Origin of the sequence: Candidatus Merdisoma sp. JLR.KK011, assembly GCF_036941125.1 — a bacterium.
Lineage (GTDB): Bacteria > Bacillota > Clostridia > Lachnospirales > Lachnospiraceae > Laedolimicola.
This window is the reverse complement of record NZ_JAYWSZ010000003.1, coordinates 2,337,812-2,355,643: the sequence shown is the minus strand read 5'-3', so window position 1 is coordinate 2,355,643 and position 17,832 is coordinate 2,337,812. Positions and strand designations below refer to the sequence as shown.

The following is a 17,832-nucleotide window of genomic DNA, read 5'->3' as shown; positions in this document are numbered from 1 at the left end:
GGCAGCAGGAAATGGTGCTTTTTTGATGCAACTATGATACACTAATGATGTAAATTTTGTGATACAAGCTGTTAGTATTTGACGAGAAGAGGAAACAAAATGATACAGATTTTAGTAGTCGAGGACGAAAGACCCATTTCCAATCTCATAGCCGTAAACTTAAGAAAAGCAGGCTACTCCTGCCGCTGTGTCTATGACGGCATGGCTGCTGCGGACGCTCTGGATAAAGCCAGGTACGATCTGATTCTTCTGGACGTGATGCTTCCCAAGGTGGACGGCTACGAATTGATGAACTATATAACGCCCCTGGAGATTCCCGTGATTTTCCTCACGGCCAAGGCATCCGTCACAGACCGGGTGAAGGGCCTGAAGCTGGGGGCCGACGATTATCTCACCAAGCCCTTTGAGATCATCGAGCTGCTGGCCAGGGTGGAAACCGTGCTCCGGCGTTATCACAAGACAGAAAACATTCTCACCGTACACGATTTGGTTATAGACACCTCTTCCCGGATTGTAAAACGGGACGGTGCTCCCATCAATCTCACAAAGAAGGAATACGAGCTTCTTTTGCTGTTTGTCCGCAATAAAAACGTAGCCCTCTACCGGGAGACCATTTACGAACGTATCTGGGGAGGGGAATATATGGGAGACAGCCGCACGGTGGATCTTCATGTACAGCGGATGCGCAAAAAGATAGGCTGGGAGGATAAGATTGTCACAGTCTACAAGGTGGGATACCGCCTGGAGGGATAGATGAAATTTTCCTGGAAAATATGTTTTTCAACCATTATGCTAAGTCTTTTGATCTTCACCATTGGCGGATACGTGCTGATATCCGCCTTATTTCAGTCTACCTACCAGAGAGAGGCTGCCAACGCCGGGGAGGAGAACCGGATGCTTCAGTATTCCTTTGCGGCTTATTGGAGCGCTGCCATACAGGATATGGAGCCAAGCAAGGAAAATGTGCGGCGCACGGCGGACGCTATGGTGGACGGAATGGCGGGAAGCAGCCTTAAGATAAGGATTTCCGACAGGGAAGGCCAGGTGCTCTATGACAATACGGGGACGGGCCCGGATACAGGGCTTTTAAAAGCCATCACAAGAACCAGCCGGGGACATATGCTGCGGAAGACTCAAAGCGGCTATGAGCTTCAGACGGCAAGCATGGTCTGCCTGGGGGAGGATGCGTTTTTGTACTTGGAGAGCATCCGGGACGTAACCGAGCTTTTTGAGGAGAGGGAGTCCCAATACCGGATTTACGGACAGTGGCTTGCCGGGCTTCTGGCAGTTCAGAGTATTCTCTGCTATGCAATGGCCTCCTGGCTTCTGCGCCCCTTAAGGCGGCTGTCCAGGGCCACCCGGAGGATTGCCGGAGGAAACTTAAGCGTCAGGGCCAGGATGGAGAGTAAGGATGAGATCGGGGATCTGGCTGCGGACTTTAATCATATGGCGGATAACCTGGAACAGCAGTTTCAGGAGCTGGAGGATGCAGCCAGGAGGCAGGAGGATTTTATCGGAAGCTTTGCCCATGAGCTTAAGACGCCGCTGACCTCCATGATTGGATATGCAGATATGCTTCGGACCACACAGGTCACCCAGGAAGAGCAGTTCCAGGCGGCCAATTACATTTTTAAGGAGGGAAAGCGTCTGGAATCCCTCTCCTTTAAGCTTCTGGATCTGATGGTGGTAAAAAACCAGGAATTGGAGCTTAAGCCGGTGAAAATCCGCTGGCTTGCGGAGGACATCAAGGGGATGCTAACGCCTTCCTTGAAAAAGCTGGGCATCGGGCTGAAGGTGATTGTGGAGGACGCGACGCTGATGCTGGAGCCGGACTTAATGAAAACAGTGCTTTTAAACCTCCTGGACAACGGACGGAAGGCCATCGAAGGGGAAGGAACCCTTTACCTGCTGGGCCGCAGGGAGGAAGAGGGCTTTGCCATCTACGTCAGGGATACGGGAAAGGGGATTCCAAAGGAGGAGCTTTCCCGGATTACGGAGGCGTTTTATATGGTAGACAAGTCCCGGGCCCGGCAGCAGGGAGGAGCGGGGCTTGGCTTATCCATCTGCCAGGAGATTGTGAAGCGCCACGGGGGGATTATGACCTTTAAGAGCATACAGGGCAAGGGAACCATGGTGCGCATCTTCCTGGAGGCGGAACTGGAATAAGACTGGAATAGGAGGCACGTTGTGAAAAATTATGTGATTACCGGAGTTCTTCTGCTTTTTCTGACCGCAGCCAGTTTCTTTCTGCCCATTCGTGTTCTGAAATGGCAGGACGAACAGCGGACCGGAAAAAGTGAAATTGAGGAAGTGCAGGAGGTTGTGCTGAAGGAGCAGATTTCTATGACGCTGTCGGAGAAGCTTAAGCTTCGGAACCAGGAGACGGTCAACGCACTGACTCTGGTAAACGGAAAAAATTACAACAAGGACACCATAGAGGATCAGATAAGAAAGGAAATCGGGATTCTGGCAGACCAGGACATTCTCATAGATTTTGACATGGAATCAATGAAGATCAGAGAAGCTACGGTCACCTTTTATGTGGATATGGAGGACAGTGAAAGGTCGATTATGTTCTGGCAGGGATATGTGGAAACGCTGGAATATGACGTTTCATTTTTTCTGGATGACGAGACGGGAAAGATTGTAAGCTTTGCCCAATATGCGGCGGGGCCGGTTGCGGATTATGCAGGGGCAGCGATTGGATTAAGCAGGGATATGTCTATGGAGATGGAGGAACAAAAAGAGCTTGCCCGGCGCTGGGCAGAATATCTGGGCTGCGAGATGAAGGCCAGCAGCACCGGCTGGTATGGAATCGGGCAGGGAGCGGAGGAAGAGCTTTTTGAAAAAGAAATTGATATGCTCATAAGCAAAGGCTACAGCTATGAGGAGGCAGGGCTGAAGGTAGCCCTTGCCTGGGGAATATCTGTGGATAGACAGGTGCTCCGTGTGGTTTTTGAAGATAACGGTGATACCATACAGTATACGCTTGGAATTACGGAAAGCTTATTTCAGATGGATGTTAATATATAGGAGTAATCTCGGAACAAAAAGTTTAAAAATTGATGCTTTTTTGATGCAAGCCGCCTCTATGATAAAAATACGAGGTGATGAAATATGCGTAGATACAGAGAAGCAGAATATGAAAACAGAGGAACGAGAAAGAGAAAGAGAAAGCGTAAGCAAGCCATGCAGAGGAAGATTTTAGGCTTCTGTATGTTTACCTTCCTGCTGGGGGTATTGTGCGGAAGGATTGTATTTGCAAAGAATCCGGAGGAGAGACCTGCCCAAGCCGAGGCAGAAGATATAGGACAGACAGAATACGGCAGGAATAATCAGGAACCTTCCGAAGCGGAGGAAACTGCAGGAGACTATGCGTCTGCAGGAGAAGAGGCCGGCGATGAAGAGGCCTGGAAGCTGGTTCTGGTAAATAAATGGAACCCTATGGAGAACGGCTACAAGCCGGCGGTTGCGGAGATAGAGAACAATTACTATTTTGACGCCAGAGCCGTGGGGTATCTCCAGGAAATGCTTGCGGCAGGCCGGAGGGAAGGACTTGACTTCTGGGTTTGTTCGGCGTATCGTACCATAGAGAAGCAGACGGATTTGTTTGAGGATAAGGTACGCAGGGTGACGGCGGAAACAGGGCTTACCGGCGAGGCGGCCAGGGAAAAGGCGGGCACGGAGGTGGCCTTGCCGGGCACCAGCGAGCATAATCTGGGGCTGGCTGTGGATATTGTGGCAAGGGATTACCAGATTCTCGATGAAAAACAGGCCCGGACGGAGGAAGCCCGGTGGCTTGAGGAAAATTGCTGGAAATACGGGTTTATTCTGCGGTATCCAACGGATAAGACGGAGGAGACAGGCATTATCTTTGAACCCTGGCATTACCGTTATGTAGGCGAGAAGGCGGCGAAGGAGATCATGGAACGGGGCATCTGCCTGGAGGAGTATCTGGGCGTGACGGGCAGCAGTCTGTAGCTGCATGGGATAGATAGAATGAAAAACAGGATGTGTGCAGGAAATGAACAAGAGAAATTATCAGAGGGAACTAGAGGGAACCATTGAGAAGCTTGTAGAAGCGAGGCAGACGCCCAGGCTTTTACTGCATAGCTGCTGCGCTCCATGCAGCAGCTATGTGCTGGAATATCTTTCGGAGTATTTTTCTGTTACGGTTTTTTATTACAATCCGAATATATTTCCGGCTGAGGAGTATGAAAAACGGGTGAAGGAGCAGGAAGCGCTTATCTTGCGGCTGCCGGCAAAGCATAGGATTTCTTTTCTGGAAGGGCCTTATGAGCAGGAGCGGTTTTACGAGATGGCAAAAGGGCTTGAGCTTGAGCCGGAAGGGGGAGAGAGGTGCTTCCGCTGTTATCACCTGCGGCTTCTGGAGGCGGCGCAGATGGCCCGGGCCGGGGCGTTTGATTATTTTACGACAACGCTGTCGATCAGTCCGCTTAAAGATGCCGAAAAGCTTAATGAGATTGGGGAGAAATTGGCCAGGGAGTATGGGGTGGCTTATTTGAATAGTGATTTTAAGAAGCGGAACGGGTATAAAAGGTCGATTGAGCTGTCCAGGGAGTATGGGCTTTATCGGCAGGATTATTGCGGATGCGTGTATTCGCTTCGGGAGAGAAGCAATTAGAGTTTTTGGGGAAATCTTGAACCTGGGGGAAAACTGTGCTATATTTAGAGAAATGTTATTACAGATGGATGAAAATTACATGGCAGCGTCCGGCAGATGCTTTTTTGAAATCACAGGAACGGGCCGGGGAAAGATGAGGGAATGATTATGGCACAGCTTTGGGGAGGACGTTTTACAAAGGAGACCGATCAGTTGGTCTATAACTTTAATGCGTCTATTTCGTTTGATAAGAAGTTTTATAAGCAGGATATGAAAGGGAGCATGGCTCATGTGCGGATGCTGGCAAAGCAGGGGATTCTTTCGGAGGATGAAAGGGATGTGATCCTAAAGGGGATTGAGGGAATCCTTGAGGATGTGGAGAGCGGGAAGCTGGATATCAGCGATGAGTATGAGGATATCCACAGCTTTGTGGAGGCGACGCTGATTGAACGGATCGGGGATCCGGGGAAGAAGCTTCATACAGGGCGCAGCCGGAATGACCAGGTGGCTCTGGATATGAAGCTTTACACCAGGGATGAGATCTGTGAGATAGATGCTCTGGTGAGGGGGCTTCTTGAGGTGCTGCAGCGGCTGATGGAGGAGCATGTGCAGACAGTTATGCCGGGCTTTACCCATCTGCAGAAGGCTCAGCCGATTACGCTGGCCCATCACCTGGGGGCTTATTTTGAGATGTTTAAGAGGGATCGGGGGAGGCTTTCGGATATCTATGAGCGGATGAATTACTGTCCCCTTGGATCAGGGGCCCTGGCAGGGACGACGTATCCTCTGGACAGGGAGTATACGGCAGAGCTTCTTGGCTTTGCGGGGGCGACCCTGAATAGTATGGATTCGGTGGCGGATCGGGATTATCTGATTGAGCTGCTTTCGGCGTTGTCTACGATTATGATGCACCTGAGCCGGTTTTCGGAGGAGATTATTATCTGGAATACCAATGAGTACCGGTTTGTGGAGATTGATGATGCGTATAGTACGGGAAGCAGTATTATGCCCCAAAAGAAGAATCCGGATATTGCAGAGCTTGTACGGGGAAAGACGGGCCGTGTGTACGGCGCACTGGTTTCCCTGCTTACGACTATGAAGGGGCTGCCTCTTGCCTACAATAAGGATATGCAGGAGGATAAGGAGCTGACTTTTGATGCTTTTGATACGGTGAAGGGGTGTCTGGCGCTCTTTACGGGGATGCTGGATACGATGAAGTTCAATAAGCCCCAGATGGCTGCAAGTGCGAGAAATGGATTTACCAACGCTACGGATGCAGCGGATTATCTGGTGAATCATGGGGTGCCGTTCCGGGATGCCCATGGAGTGATTGGGCGCCTGGTGCTCTACTGTATTGAGCAGGGGAAGGCCATTGAGGAGCTGGAGCTTGAGGAGCTTAAGAGCATCAGCCCGGTGTTTGCGGAGGATGTTTATGAGGCTGTGAGCATGGATACCTGTGTCAATAAGCGTCTGACCCTGGGAGCGCCTGGGGAGAAGGCTATGAGAGAAGTGATCCGGAAGAACCAGGAGTGGCTTGAGAATCAGGGCTGCTTAAGATAGACAAAAAGGAGCCGCCGGGAAATACAGCATCAGCCATTTCCCGGCGGCTCCTTCTTTATGTCTCTTAAGAAGCTTCTTCCGTGGTAAATTTGTACCCCATCCCCCAGATGGTCTTAATCAGCTCCCCTTTTTCCCCCAGCTTGCTCCGCAGCTTTTTTACATGGGTGTCGATGGTTCGGGCATCTCCGAAATAGTCGTAGTTCCAGACGTTGTTGAGTATTTTCTCACGGGAGAGGGCGATGCCTTCATGCTCCATAAAGTAGGCGAGAAGCTCGAACTCCTTAAAGCTCAGATCCAGGGAATTGCCATCCAGGGTGACCAGATGGGCGGATTTGTTGAGCTCAATGCCGCCGGCAGCCAGAATGTCATCCACGCTTCGGGTGCTGGTTCTGCGAAGGATGGCTTCTACCCGGGCAACCAGAATCTTGGGGCTGAAGGGCTTGGAGATGTACTCGTCCACGCCCAGCTCAAAGCCTTGAAGCTCGTCCCGTTCGTCGGACTTGGCTGTGAGCATGATGATGGGGACTTTGGAGTATTCCCGTATCTCCCGGCAGGTCTGCCAGCCGTCCATTTTGGGCATCATCACATCCAGAATCACCACGGCGATTCCTTCCGTTTCAAAAAACAGATCCAGGGCTTCTGCGCCGTTTGCGGCCTCCAATACCTCATAATTCTGCTTTACCAGAAAATCCTTCACCAGCTTGCGCATCCTGCTTTCGTCATCCACAACCAGAATTTTCAATTTATCCATAAATGAACCCTCCGCTTATTTCCGTATCTTTCTATACTATAACAAAGAAATATGTCTCTTTTGTGAACAGACAGAAAAATCTCCAGGCAGCAGAGGGACGGTTGAAATCCGTCCCGATCTGTGATATGGTGCTTAAAGAAAACAATAGGGCTGAGGTAGAAGAATGAAGCATTCCATTAAGCGCCAGATGGCAGCTTGTTTTATCGGCGTTATGACGATAACGCTGATCTGCTGCTGGCTTGTGAACCAGTTTTTTCTGGAGGATTATTATATCAGGAATAAACAGAGGGTGATTTTAAAAGCATACAGTGTGCTGAACAGCGGAGTGGCCCAGGGGCGTCTGGAGGAGAGCGATTTTATCACAGAGCTGGATCAAATCTGCGTCACGGACAATATTTCCCTCTTTGTCATGGACACCAGCGGCAATCCCAGACTCTACAGCAACCGGGATTACAAGACTCTCCAGAGAAAGCTTTATGCCTATATTTTTGAGATGGAGGTGCCGGAGGCGGCCCACGTTCTGGTGCAGGGGGACGGCTATGTCATCCGTGAGAGCCGGGATATACTGACCCAGGCAGACTATCTGGAGCTGATTGGAACCCTGGATTCCGGGGAGCCTTTTATTATGCGGACGGCGGTGGAGAGCATCCGGGAGAGCGCAGAGCTTTCCAGCCGCTTCTTTGCCTACATCGGAGGGGCCGGGATTGTGGCAAGCTCCCTTCTTATCTGGTGGCTGTCCCGGCGGCTGTCCCGGCCTATGATGGAGCTGGCAGAGCTGTCAAGGCGGATGGCGGATCTGGATTTCAATGCCAAGTTTACCTCCCGCCAGAACAATGAGATCGGTCTTTTGGGCCAGCATATGAACCGGCTTTCGGAAACTCTGGAGAAGACGATTTCCGAGTTAAAGACGGCTAATAATGAGCTGCAGAAAGACATTGAGCATAAGATTCAGATTGACGAGATGCGCAAGGATTTTCTCTCCAATGTGTCCCATGAGCTGAAAACGCCCATTGCGCTTATCCAGGGCTATGCAGAGGGGCTGAAGGAATGCATCAACGATGATCCGGAAAGCCGGGATTTTTATTGTGAGGTGATTATGGATGAGGCGGGGAAAATGAATGCTATGGTGAAGAACCTCCTTGCCCTCAACCAGCTGGAATTTGGCAATGACATGACTTCTATGGAGCGGTTTGACATTGTGGATCTGGTGCAGAATGTCATTAATTCTGTGGGAATTCTGCTGGAGCAGAAGGAGATCCGCTTAAGCTTCAAGGCAGAGGGACCCCTCTATGTGTGGGCGGACGAGTTCAAGGCAGAGCAGGTGGTGACCAATTATATCAGCAATGCCATTAATCACTGTGAGGGCGACAGGATCATCGAGGTAAAGGTAGAGAGAAATGCAGATTCGGTACGGGTATCCGTGTTCAACACGGGAAGTCCTATCCCGGAGAGCGATCTGGATAAAATCTGGCTCAAGTTTTATAAGGTGGATAAGGCCCGGACCAGGGAATACGGAGGCAGCGGCATCGGTCTTTCCATTGTGAAGGCTGTGATGGAATCCATGAATAAGGATTATGGTGTAAGGAATTATGACAACGGCGTGGAATTCTGGTTTGAAGCCGACGGCAAGGCAAAGTGAGTGAAAAGCAGGCTGCCGGGCACGGGATGAGCAGTAACAAAAGCAGGGAAAGGAGACAGAAGACATGGTACGCAGGCATATTTATTTTTCCGGACGGGTTCAGGGTGTGGGCTTCCGCTTCCGGGCTTCCTGGGCGGCAAAGCGTCTGGGACTGACCGGATGGGTCAGCAATCTGCCCGACGGCCGGGTGGAGATGGAGGTTCAGGGGGAGACGGGAGCGATAGAAAAGCTGTTGGAGCTTCTGAATGAGGACATGTATATCCGAATCAGCAAAACCGAGAGTATGGAGCTTCCGATCAAAGAGAAAGAAAAGAAGTTCCGTACCCAGTATTAGAAGGGGGTTCTTTCAATGGTCTGAGAAAGTGTGATACAAAGCTTAATTTTTTATGAAAATTGTTCACAGCCTCTCTCAGATATGGTAAAATTTTTATAATTGGCTGGTACATACAGCACCTGTAGGTTTTTAAAAAATCAAAAAAGTGAGGATAAAAGCATGAGAGGTGTCTATACCAATGTAGTAGAAATCCGTCAGAAGATTTTCACTGAAGTTGCCCGTATGGCTTACGAGGGCGGCGACTATTCCCGGATCATCGATCTGCCCTACAAGATTATCCCCGGCGAGGTGGCAACCTACCGGGAGAGCGTATTCCTGGAGCGGGCCATTGTAGAAGAACGTCTGCGTCTGGCTATCGGTCTTCCCCTTCGGAAAATGACAGAGCACGCCCCGGTATCCCAGGGGATCGAGGAGAGCGCCATTGCCGAGAAGTACTACGATCCGCCTTTGGTAAACATCATCAAGTTTGCCTGCCACGCCTGTCCGGATAATGAGGTAAGGGTGACGGATGCCTGCCAGGGCTGCCTGGCCCATCCCTGTAAGGAGGTCTGTCCAAAGGACGCTATTTCCATTGTGGACGGCCGCTCCGTGGTAGATCAGGAAAAATGCATCAAATGCGGAAAATGTATGAAAAATTGTCCTTACAGCGCCATCATCCAGATGCAGCGCCCCTGCGCCAAGGCCTGCGGCGTAGACGCCATCGGCACCGATGAATTCGGCCGGGCGGACATTGATTATGATAAATGCGTATCCTGCGGTATGTGCCTGGTAAACTGTCCCTTCGGAGCGATTGCCGACAAGAGCCAGATCTTCCAGGTGATTCATGCCATCAAAAGTGACGAGCCCGTCTATGTGGCCCTTGCGCCGGCTTTTGTGGGCCAGTGGGGGAAGGAGCTGCCGGCAGAGAAGGTGAAGGAAGCCTTCCGCCAGCTTGGCTTTGCCGATGTGATGGAGGTGGCTGTGGGAGCCGATCTCTGTACCATCGAGGAGGCAAGGGATTTTATAGAAGAAGTGCCGAAGAAGCAGCCCTTTATGGGAACCTCCTGCTGTCCGGCCTGGTCTGTGATGGCAAAGAAGCTGTATCCTGAGTATGCACACTGCATTTCCATGGCGCTGACTCCCATGGTGCTTACCGGACGCCTGCTGAAAAGAGAGCATCCCGGATGCAAGGTTGTCTTTGTAGGGCCCTGTGCGTCCAAGAAGCTGGAGGCAAGCCGCAGAACCATACGCAGTGATGTGGATTTTGTTCTGACCTTTGAAGAGGTCATGGGTATGTTCGAGGCAAAGGGCGTGGACTTTGAGGCCATTACCCAGTCTGAGAAGCTGGCGGATGCAAGCGGCGATGGAAGAGGATTCGCAGTAACCGGCGGCGTGGCCTCCGCTGTAGTAAACTGCATTCACGAAATGGATCCGGATCGTGAGGTAAAAGTACAGAGCGCCGAGGGACTGCGTGCCTGCCGGGAAATGCTGGATCTGGCGAAAAAGGGACAGTACGACGGTTATCTTCTGGAGGGTATGGCCTGCCCGGGCGGCTGTGTGGGAGGAGCCGGCACCTTGAAGAGCCCCACTGCATCCAAGGGCCAGGTGAAGCTGAGCATGAAAAAAGCCGGAAGCCAGAGTGTATTTTCCAGTGATTACAAGGAATACCTGGAGATGCTGGAGGAAAAGAATCAATGAAAATAATGATTGCATCAGATATTCATGGGGCAGCGGGCTTTTGTGAGCAGATGCTTGCTGCTTATGATCGGGAGCAGGCACAGAAGCTGCTTCTGCTGGGGGATATTCTCTATCACGGCCCCCGGAACGACCTGCCAGAGGGCTATGCGCCCAAGGAGGTTCTTGCCATGCTGAATGCCAGGAAGGAAGAGCTGCTTTGCGTCAGGGGCAACTGCGATACAGAGGTGGATCAGATGGTTCTTGAATTTCCCATTCTGGCGGAATACTGCATTCTCTATGTGAATGACAGGATGATTTTTGCCACTCACGGGCATAACTTTAACGAAAAAAATCTTCCCATGCTGAAAAAGGGGGATATCCTCCTTCATGGCCATACCCATGTGCCGGTGTGCAGGGAGACGGATCATTATGTATACTTAAATCCCGGCTCTGTGTCCATTCCCAAAGAGGGAAGCTGGCATGGATATATGATTCTGGAGGAGGGGCTGTTTACCTGGAAGGATTTGGACGGGACTGTAAAACAGGAATTTTCATTTCATTGACGTGAATGCCGGGTTACGCAAAGCTTTTGCATTGCGGAGATGTGGATGGCAGCAGGAGGCGCCTGTGGGAACAGTAAAATTTTGCATGGATATGGTTGGTGAGGAGATTTGGAACAGACAGAACGGAAAATGGAACGGCTTATGCGGCCGTCCCGGTTTTCCAAAGTACAGATTATAGCACTAAGCTTTCTTGGAATCATTGTGGCGGGCACCCTTTTGCTGCTGCTGCCGTTTGCAACAAGAGAGGGGGAGAGCACAACGCTTCTGGACGCAGCGTTTACGGCGGTAAGCGCTACCTGTGTAACAGGGCTGATTGTGCATGATACCTTCCGGCACTGGACCCTTTTCGGACAGCTTGTGATCCTGGTGATGATACAGCTGGGGGGTCTGGGGCTTATGGCCTTCAGCGTTACCTTTTCCCTGCTTTTGCGGCGGAGAATCGGCCTGAAGGAACGGGGGATTCTCCAGGAAAGCGTCAATACCCTGCAGATCGGAGGCATTGTGAAGCTGGTGCGGCAGATGCTTCTGGGGACGCTGCTTTTCGAGGGCCTGGGAGCGCTGCTTCTTTCCATTCGCTTTATCGGGGACTTCGGAGTGGGAAAGGGCCTCTACTATGGGATCTTTCATTCCATATCCGCTTTCTGCAACGGCGGCTTTGACCTGATGGGCGTCCGGGAGGCCGGAAGCTCCATGACTTACTATGCAGGGGATCCGCTGGTGAATCTGACCTTGATCGCTTTGATTATGATAGGCGGAACCGGCTTTCTGGTATGGGATGATCTGCTGAAAAATAAATGGCATTTCCGCCGTTACCGCCTTCATACCAAGCTGGTATTGTCCATGTCGGCAATCCTCTTATTTGGAGGGGCCCTGCTGTTTTATCTTCTGGAGCGGGGCGGCATTCTGGCCGGGGAGCCGGTGGGAAAGCAGATCCTTTTAAGCCTGTTTCAGTCAGCTACTACCCGGACGGCAGGCTTTAATACGGCAAAGACAGCGGCACTTGGAGACAGCAGCAAGCTTTGGATGGCAATGCTGATGTTTGTGGGCGGCAATCCCGGATCTACGGCCGGAGGAATAAAGACAACCACCCTGGCAGTGCTCTTGATTTATCTGCGCTCCACCTTAAGGCGGACAAAAGGGGCGGAGATGTTCGGACGAAGGCTGGAGGAGGAAGTGGTGAAGCGGGCGGCTGCTATTCTGACCTTAAGCCTGATGCTGGATTTGTTTGGAACCCTGGCTTTGACGGCTCTCGAGCAGCTTCCTCTGGCGGATGTGCTTTTTGAAGTGGTTTCCGCTCTTGGAACCGTAGGAATCTCGGTGGGGATCACAGGCGGCCTGTCGGCGGTCAGCAAGCTGATTCTCATGTTTTTGATGTACTGCGGCAGGATGGGAAGCTTGACTTTTGCCTTGATTTTTACGGAAAACAGGCAGACCTCGCCGGCTCAGAAGCCTACGGAACGGATTTCGGTAGGGTGAGAGTTGACGGAATTTTAAGGAAGAGGATTTTTGTATGAAATCAATATTGATGATTGGTATGGGAAAGTTCGGCCATCTGCTCTGCATGAACATGGCAGAATTGGATAATGAAATTATGATTGTGGATGAGGAAGAGGAGCGTCTGGCAGACTTGCTGCCCATTGTCACCAGCGCCCAGATTGGAGATTGCACCAATGTGGAGGTGCTGAAAAGTCTGGGCATCCGCAATTTTGACGTATGCTTTGTGTGCATCAGCGGAAATTTTCAGAACAGCCTTGAGATCACCAGCCTGCTGAAGGAGATGGGGGCGGCCTATGTAGTCAGCAAGGCGGAGCGGGATATCCAGGCGAAGTTTCTGCTGCGCAACGGGGCGGACGAGGTGATTTATCCGGAACGGGATACAGCGGAGCGTGCGGCGAAGAAGTTCAGCTCGGATCATGTCTTTGATTATCTGGAGCTGACGGATGATTACGGTATTTATGAGATTCCGCTTTTGAAGGAGTGGCCGGGGCACAGCATCAGGGAGCTTAATTTTAGGGCAAGGTATCAGGTAAACATTCTTGGAATAAAGACAGGAGAGGAGTTAAGCCTGCTTCCTTCGGCCGATCATATCTTTGAGAAGGATCAGCATTTGATGGTGATTGGAAAGAAGAAAGATGTTGACAAGATCCTGCATAGAATGTAGAGAGGAAAAAAGTCAGCAGAAAATGAAACCGGGGCGTGGCAGAAGGATGAGCAGAAGAGAGTGGGAACGCAGAAAAAGGCAGCGGAGGAAAAAGATTATTTTTATCCGCATACTGGCGCTTTTTATCGTATTGCTTTTTGGGATAGGAATGGGCTTTGGCATCCACGAGATTTACCGGAAGGCCAAGCGGGAGCCGGTAGAGCCGCCGGAGATTCTGGAGGATCTGCTTACGGAGAATCCCTATTCCAGACCAGGGGAAGCGCTTCAAAAGGTGAAAAATATTTTTGTCCACTATACGGCCAATCCCGGAACCTCGGCAGAGCAGAACCGGAGTTATTTTGAGAATCTGAAGGATACCCAGGAAACGTCGGCAAGCTCCCATTTTATCATTGGGTATGACGGGGAGATTATACAATGCATTCCCTTAGAAGAGATTGCCTATGCGGTGAAGGGGCGGAATTATGACTCCATTTCCATTGAATGCTGCATTCTTGCAGAGGACGGAAAGTTTACGGATGCAACCTACCAGTCCCTTCTGCACCTGACGGACTGGCTGCTGTATGAGTACGATTTATGGCCAAAGGACGTGCTGCGCCACTACGATGCAGGCGGCAAGCCCTGTCCGCTGTATTATGTGGAGCATGAGGATGCGTGGGAGCAGTTTTTGGAGGATCTAAAATAGAATTTTTTTAAGATTTTTTTAAGGTTCACATAAATTCTGGAAAGTGTTGAATTCCCTATGGGAAGCAGTTATAATAAAACATAACTGTGATACCATAAGAAGATTTGTAAAGCGAGGGCAGGATGAAGAAAAGAAAAATACATAGCAGAGTGATAGCAGTCGTGTTGACGATGTGTCTTTGTTTTTCTATACAGGCATCCGCTACAGAGGCGGATCTGAAGAAGCAGCAGAAGGAGACGCAGCGCCAGCTGGACGAGATCAACAATCAGATGAAGACCATTGAAAGCCAGCAGAAGGCTGTGCTTGCAGAGATAGATTCCCTGGGCTCGGAGCTGATGGAGCTGGTGATGAATCTGGAGATTCTGGCCGGAGATCTGGAGCTGAAGCAGGAAGAGCTTGAACAGGCAAAGGCAGACTACGAAGCGGCCAAAAAGCGTGAGGAAGAGCAGTATGAGGCTATGAAGCTTCGGATCCAGTATATCTACGAGGAGGGCGAGGCTGACTATCTCACTATGTTTTTGGAGGCAAGCAGTTTTGCGGACTTTTTGAACCGGCAGGAGTATGCCAATGAGATTCACAAGCAGGATCGGGAGATGCTGACGGCTTATCAGGAGACCCGTGCGCAGGTTGCGGAGCTTCGAGATCAGCTGGAGCAGGAGAAGCTGGAGCTGGAGACGCTCCAGGCAGAGTACGAGGAGGAAAAGGCGGCTGTAGAAAGTACTCTGGCCCAGAAGAAGGCCCAGGAAGCCGACTATGAGAATCAGCTTGCCAGCGCCCAGGCAAAGGCAAAAGAATATAAGAACAAGATCAAAGAGCAGACGGCGCAGCTAAAGAAGCTGGAAGCAGAACGGCGGAGAAGGGAAGCAGAGGCGGCCGCAGCAGCTGCTGCTGCCAATAACAATAATTCCGGCGGTTCTACCGGGACAATTACAGGCGGCGCGGTTTCCAATGGAAACGGGGGCTCTGACGGAAGTTCCGGAAGTTCCGGAAACTCTGGAAGCTCCGGTGGGGGCACTTCTGTGGGCGGAGGCAGTTCTACAGGCAGTGCGATTGCCAATTTTGCGTTAAAGTATGTGGGGAGACCTTATGTATCCGGAGGGACGAGCCTCACGAACGGTGCGGACTGTTCTGGATTTACCCAGTCGGTATTTCGTAATTTTGGAATTAACATTCCAAGGACGTCTGATGCCCAGGGGCGTGCGGGCCGGGAGGTCAGCTATTCGGAGGCACAGCCGGGGGATATTATTTATTATGGAGGACATGTAGGAATTTATTTGGGAGGTGGACGGATCGTGCATGCGAGTACGCCGGCTACTGGAATTAAGACGGAGAATGCGTTGTATCGGTCTATTCGGTCGGTGCGTAGGTATTATTAAAGAGAATATGAATGGGTTTTGGCTGTGCTGCTGGTATGGATTGGCGGCACAGTTTTTTTGTTAGTTGATAAAATGTATATTGACAATAGAGTATATATATGATATATACAATATAACAGCTATATACAAATGCGGAATTTGTGTGCTTGGTATAGAGCAAAAGAGGTGGATATGTGAATATTATTATTAGTAATTCAAGTGGGAAACCGATTTATGAACAGATTACGGCTCAGATTAAGGCTATGATTATGAATGGGACTTTGAGTCCCGGTGATTTGCTGCCTTCTATGCGGCTTTTGGCTAAGGAGCTTCGTATTAGTGTGATTACTACTAAGCGGGCTTATGAAGACCTGGAGCGTGATGGGTTTATTACTACGATTGTGGGAAAGGGCAGCTTTGTTAAGGAGGCGGATCGGGAGTTTGTTAAGGAGGAGCAGTTAAAGGCTGTGGAACATCATCTCCAGGCTGCTGTTGACGCGGCCAGGCAGTATGGAATGTCAGAGGAGGAGCTGACGGAGGTTTTGAAGATGCTGTATGAGGAACTGTAGGGGACGGTAAAGCCGCAAAGGCGCACGAGAGGAACTTTTATGAGCGCTTTTTCGAATAAAAGTTTCTCTCATTACCGGTGTGGCGAAGCAGCTTTACCCTTTAGTGCTGTCGCACAGCGACCATAAAACAGTAATGTTCCTTGGAACGCACAAAACAGTTTACAGACACATGTTTTTGTGGCTGGAAACTGTTTTAGGCTTAGGTGTGTTACAAGGGACATTACGGAACTGGAATAGGAGGATATTATGGAATATGCTATAAAGGTAGAAGGATTGACGAAGTATTATAAGGATTTTACCCTTGACAATGTGAGCTTTGCGGTGCCTAAGGGCTCTGTTGTGGGATTTATCGGAGAAAACGGTGCCGGAAAAAGTACTACGATCAAAGCAATTCTGAATCTTATCCAGAAGGATGCCGGAATGGTAGAGCTTCTGGGGCAGAAGGATGGGGCTGGGAGCCGGGAGGTTAAGGAGCAGATCAGTGTTATATTTGACGAGTGTTACTTTCCGGAAGGCCTTATGACGGAGGATGTGAACCGGATGATGAAATATACTTACCGTAACTGGGAGCCGGAGACGTTTAGAAGCTATTGTGAGAAATTCGGGCTTCCCGGGAAAAAGCCGGTGAAGGAATTTTCCAGGGGGATGAAGGTGAAGCTGTCTATAGCTGCAGCCCTTTCCCATAAGGCGAAGCTGATTATCCTGGACGACGCCTGTGGCTCCTTGGATCCGGTGGTGCGCAGTGAGATTCTGGATATTTTTATGGATTTTATCCAGGAGGAGGATCACACGGTGTTTCTTTCCTCTCATATCACCAGCGATATTGAGAAAATCTGTGATTATATTCTGCTGATTCATAAGGGGAAGGTTTTGTTTTTTGAGAATAAGGATGCCCTTTTGTATGATTACGGAATTGTCAGGTGCACAAAAGAACAGTATCAAGGGCTTGAGCCGGCCTTGATTGTGGGGGTACGGGAAAACCGCTTTGAGGTGGAGGTTCTGGTAAATAACCGTCAGGTTTTAAAGGAGCAGTATCCTGACTATGTGGTTGACCAGGCCACTGTTGAGGACATTTTACTGTATATTGTAAAAAATGATATTAAGAAAATGTAACGGGCGTAAGAATCTTTGACGGGAGACATAAAAGAAGGGAGCGAACAAAATGAAGGGTTTGTTGTTAAAGGATATTTACAATTTGAGAAAGGTGGGAAAGCAGTATATTTTGATTCTGGCATTTTTTACAGTCTATTGCTTTTTCCTTAAAAATCCGTCTTTTTTTCCTATGATGACGGTTATGAGCTTTTCCATGCTGATTTTAACCAGTATGGGTTATGACGAGGCCGCTGGTTTTGACAAATATGCGCTGACGCTGCCGGTGAACCGGGAGGATCTGGTGCGGACGAAGTACCTGCTGCTTTTGCTGCTTCTGGCTGCCGGTTTTGTGGTGGGTATGACGGGAAATGTGCTGATAAACTTTTTTATCCAGGGGGAAAAGGCTTCCTTTACAGAGAATATTGTTTCCATTACGGCGGCTGCGGCTATCTTTCTTTTGGTCTATTCGACCGTGCTTCCTCTGGTATTTAAAATGGGGGTGGAGAAGGCGCGGATGCAGATGCTGATCTGTTATATTGCCGTTTTTGCCGGTGTGTTCGGCGTGTTTAAGCTGGTTGTGGGACTGGGGCTGGAAAAATGGATTACGGAGGATTTGATGATCGTTTTTGCAATATCAGCGGCGGTCCTGACGGCTCTCTATCTTTTTGGAAGCTACCTCGTCTCTATCCGGATCATCCGGAAACGGGAGTGGTAAAAGAGCCGGGAGGGGTTTGGGGCGCCGCAGAGGGGCCGGATTCCTGCCTGTTTGCTCCAAATAAGGAAGCAGAAGGAATTGCAGTCATAAATTATTAAGAAATTTTTGTAAAAAGCTACTTGCCTGGCGGT

At 50.1% G+C, this 17,832-nt stretch carries 18 protein-coding genes; 17 read left to right on the top strand and 1 reads right to left on the bottom strand.

Features of this window, described 5'->3' with window-relative positions; genetic code table 11:
• The first annotated feature begins 99 nt into the window (after positions 1-99).
• From VV089_RS12635 to argH, 6 genes are all read left to right on the top strand, one after another.
• Positions 100-753: a response regulator transcription factor gene (locus VV089_RS12635; protein WP_334336089.1), complete on the top strand. Its 654-nt coding sequence runs from the start codon at positions 100-102 to the stop codon at positions 751-753.
• Positions 754-2,166, top strand: coding sequence for a sensor histidine kinase (locus VV089_RS12630; RefSeq protein ID WP_334336088.1), 1,413 nt, complete (start codon positions 754-756; stop codon positions 2,164-2,166).
• A 21-nt stretch (positions 2,167-2,187) separates the two neighbouring features.
• On the top strand, positions 2,188-3,033 hold the full coding sequence (locus VV089_RS12625; RefSeq protein WP_334336087.1) for a hypothetical protein: 846 nt from the start codon (positions 2,188-2,190) through the stop codon (positions 3,031-3,033).
• Between the two features lie 84 nt (positions 3,034-3,117).
• Positions 3,118-3,981, top strand: a complete 864-nt coding sequence (locus tag VV089_RS12620; RefSeq protein WP_334336086.1) for a M15 family metallopeptidase — start codon at positions 3,118-3,120, stop codon at positions 3,979-3,981.
• 43 nt (positions 3,982-4,024) lie between these two features.
• The gene (locus VV089_RS12615) at positions 4,025-4,645 is read left to right on the top strand and encodes an epoxyqueuosine reductase QueH (protein ID WP_334336085.1); all 621 of its coding nucleotides are present in this window, start codon (positions 4,025-4,027) and stop codon (positions 4,643-4,645) included.
• A 147-nt stretch (positions 4,646-4,792) separates the two neighbouring features.
• Positions 4,793-6,184 (top strand): argininosuccinate lyase, encoded by a 1,392-nt coding sequence (gene argH, locus VV089_RS12610; protein WP_172542206.1) that lies wholly within the window; start codon positions 4,793-4,795, stop codon positions 6,182-6,184.
• Positions 6,185-6,248: 64 nt separating this feature from the next.
• On the opposite strand, the gene VV089_RS12605 is transcribed toward argH, so the two are convergent.
• The gene (locus VV089_RS12605; RefSeq protein ID WP_172542207.1) at positions 6,249-6,935 is read right to left on the bottom strand and encodes a response regulator transcription factor; all 687 of its coding nucleotides are present in this window, start codon (positions 6,933-6,935) and stop codon (positions 6,249-6,251) included.
• A 163-nt stretch (positions 6,936-7,098) separates the two neighbouring features.
• On the opposite strand from VV089_RS12605, the gene VV089_RS12600 reads away from it, so the two are divergent.
• The 11 genes from VV089_RS12600 to VV089_RS12550 all read left to right on the top strand — a co-directional run bounded on the left by VV089_RS12600 (position 7,099) and on the right by VV089_RS12550 (position 17,701).
• Complete coding sequence (locus tag VV089_RS12600) at positions 7,099-8,574, top strand: sensor histidine kinase (RefSeq protein ID WP_172542209.1); 1,476 nt, start codon at positions 7,099-7,101, stop codon at positions 8,572-8,574.
• Positions 8,575-8,638: 64 nt separating this feature from the next.
• Positions 8,639-8,908, top strand: coding sequence for an acylphosphatase (locus VV089_RS12595; protein ID WP_334336084.1), 270 nt, complete (start codon positions 8,639-8,641; stop codon positions 8,906-8,908).
• A gap of 159 nt (positions 8,909-9,067) precedes the next feature.
• The gene (locus VV089_RS12590; protein ID WP_172542213.1) at positions 9,068-10,585 is read left to right on the top strand and encodes a 4Fe-4S dicluster domain-containing protein; all 1,518 of its coding nucleotides are present in this window, start codon (positions 9,068-9,070) and stop codon (positions 10,583-10,585) included.
• Entirely contained in the window at positions 10,582-11,127 is a 546-nt protein-coding gene (yfcE, locus tag VV089_RS12585) for a phosphodiesterase (RefSeq protein WP_172542215.1), read from the top strand. Before VV089_RS12590 ends, yfcE begins: the two co-directional genes overlap by 4 nt.
• 108 nt (positions 11,128-11,235) lie before the next feature.
• Positions 11,236-12,603 carry a TrkH family potassium uptake protein gene (locus VV089_RS12580; protein ID WP_334336083.1) on the top strand — a complete coding sequence of 456 codons (1,368 nt, stop codon included), beginning with the start codon at positions 11,236-11,238 and terminating at the stop codon, positions 12,601-12,603.
• Positions 12,604-12,637: 34 nt separating this feature from the next.
• A complete protein-coding gene (locus tag VV089_RS12575) occupies positions 12,638-13,288 on the top strand; it encodes a potassium channel family protein (protein WP_172542217.1) in 651 nt (216 codons plus the stop codon).
• A 46-nt stretch (positions 13,289-13,334) separates the two neighbouring features.
• Positions 13,335-13,970: a peptidoglycan recognition protein family protein gene (locus VV089_RS12570; RefSeq protein ID WP_334336082.1), complete on the top strand. Its 636-nt coding sequence runs from the start codon at positions 13,335-13,337 to the stop codon at positions 13,968-13,970.
• A 122-nt stretch (positions 13,971-14,092) separates the two neighbouring features.
• Positions 14,093-15,346: a C40 family peptidase gene (locus tag VV089_RS12565; RefSeq protein WP_172542221.1), complete on the top strand. Its 1,254-nt coding sequence runs from the start codon at positions 14,093-14,095 to the stop codon at positions 15,344-15,346.
• A 173-nt stretch (positions 15,347-15,519) separates the two neighbouring features.
• Entirely contained in the window at positions 15,520-15,894 is a 375-nt protein-coding gene (locus VV089_RS12560) for a GntR family transcriptional regulator (protein ID WP_172542223.1), read from the top strand.
• Positions 15,895-16,140: 246 nt separating this feature from the next.
• Positions 16,141-17,007, top strand: a complete 867-nt coding sequence (locus VV089_RS12555; protein WP_334336080.1) for an ABC transporter ATP-binding protein — start codon at positions 16,141-16,143, stop codon at positions 17,005-17,007.
• Positions 17,008-17,056: 49 nt separating this feature from the next.
• Positions 17,057-17,701, top strand: a complete 645-nt coding sequence (locus VV089_RS12550; protein WP_172542227.1) for an ABC-2 transporter permease — start codon at positions 17,057-17,059, stop codon at positions 17,699-17,701.
• The last annotated feature ends 131 nt before the right edge of the window (positions 17,702-17,832 follow it).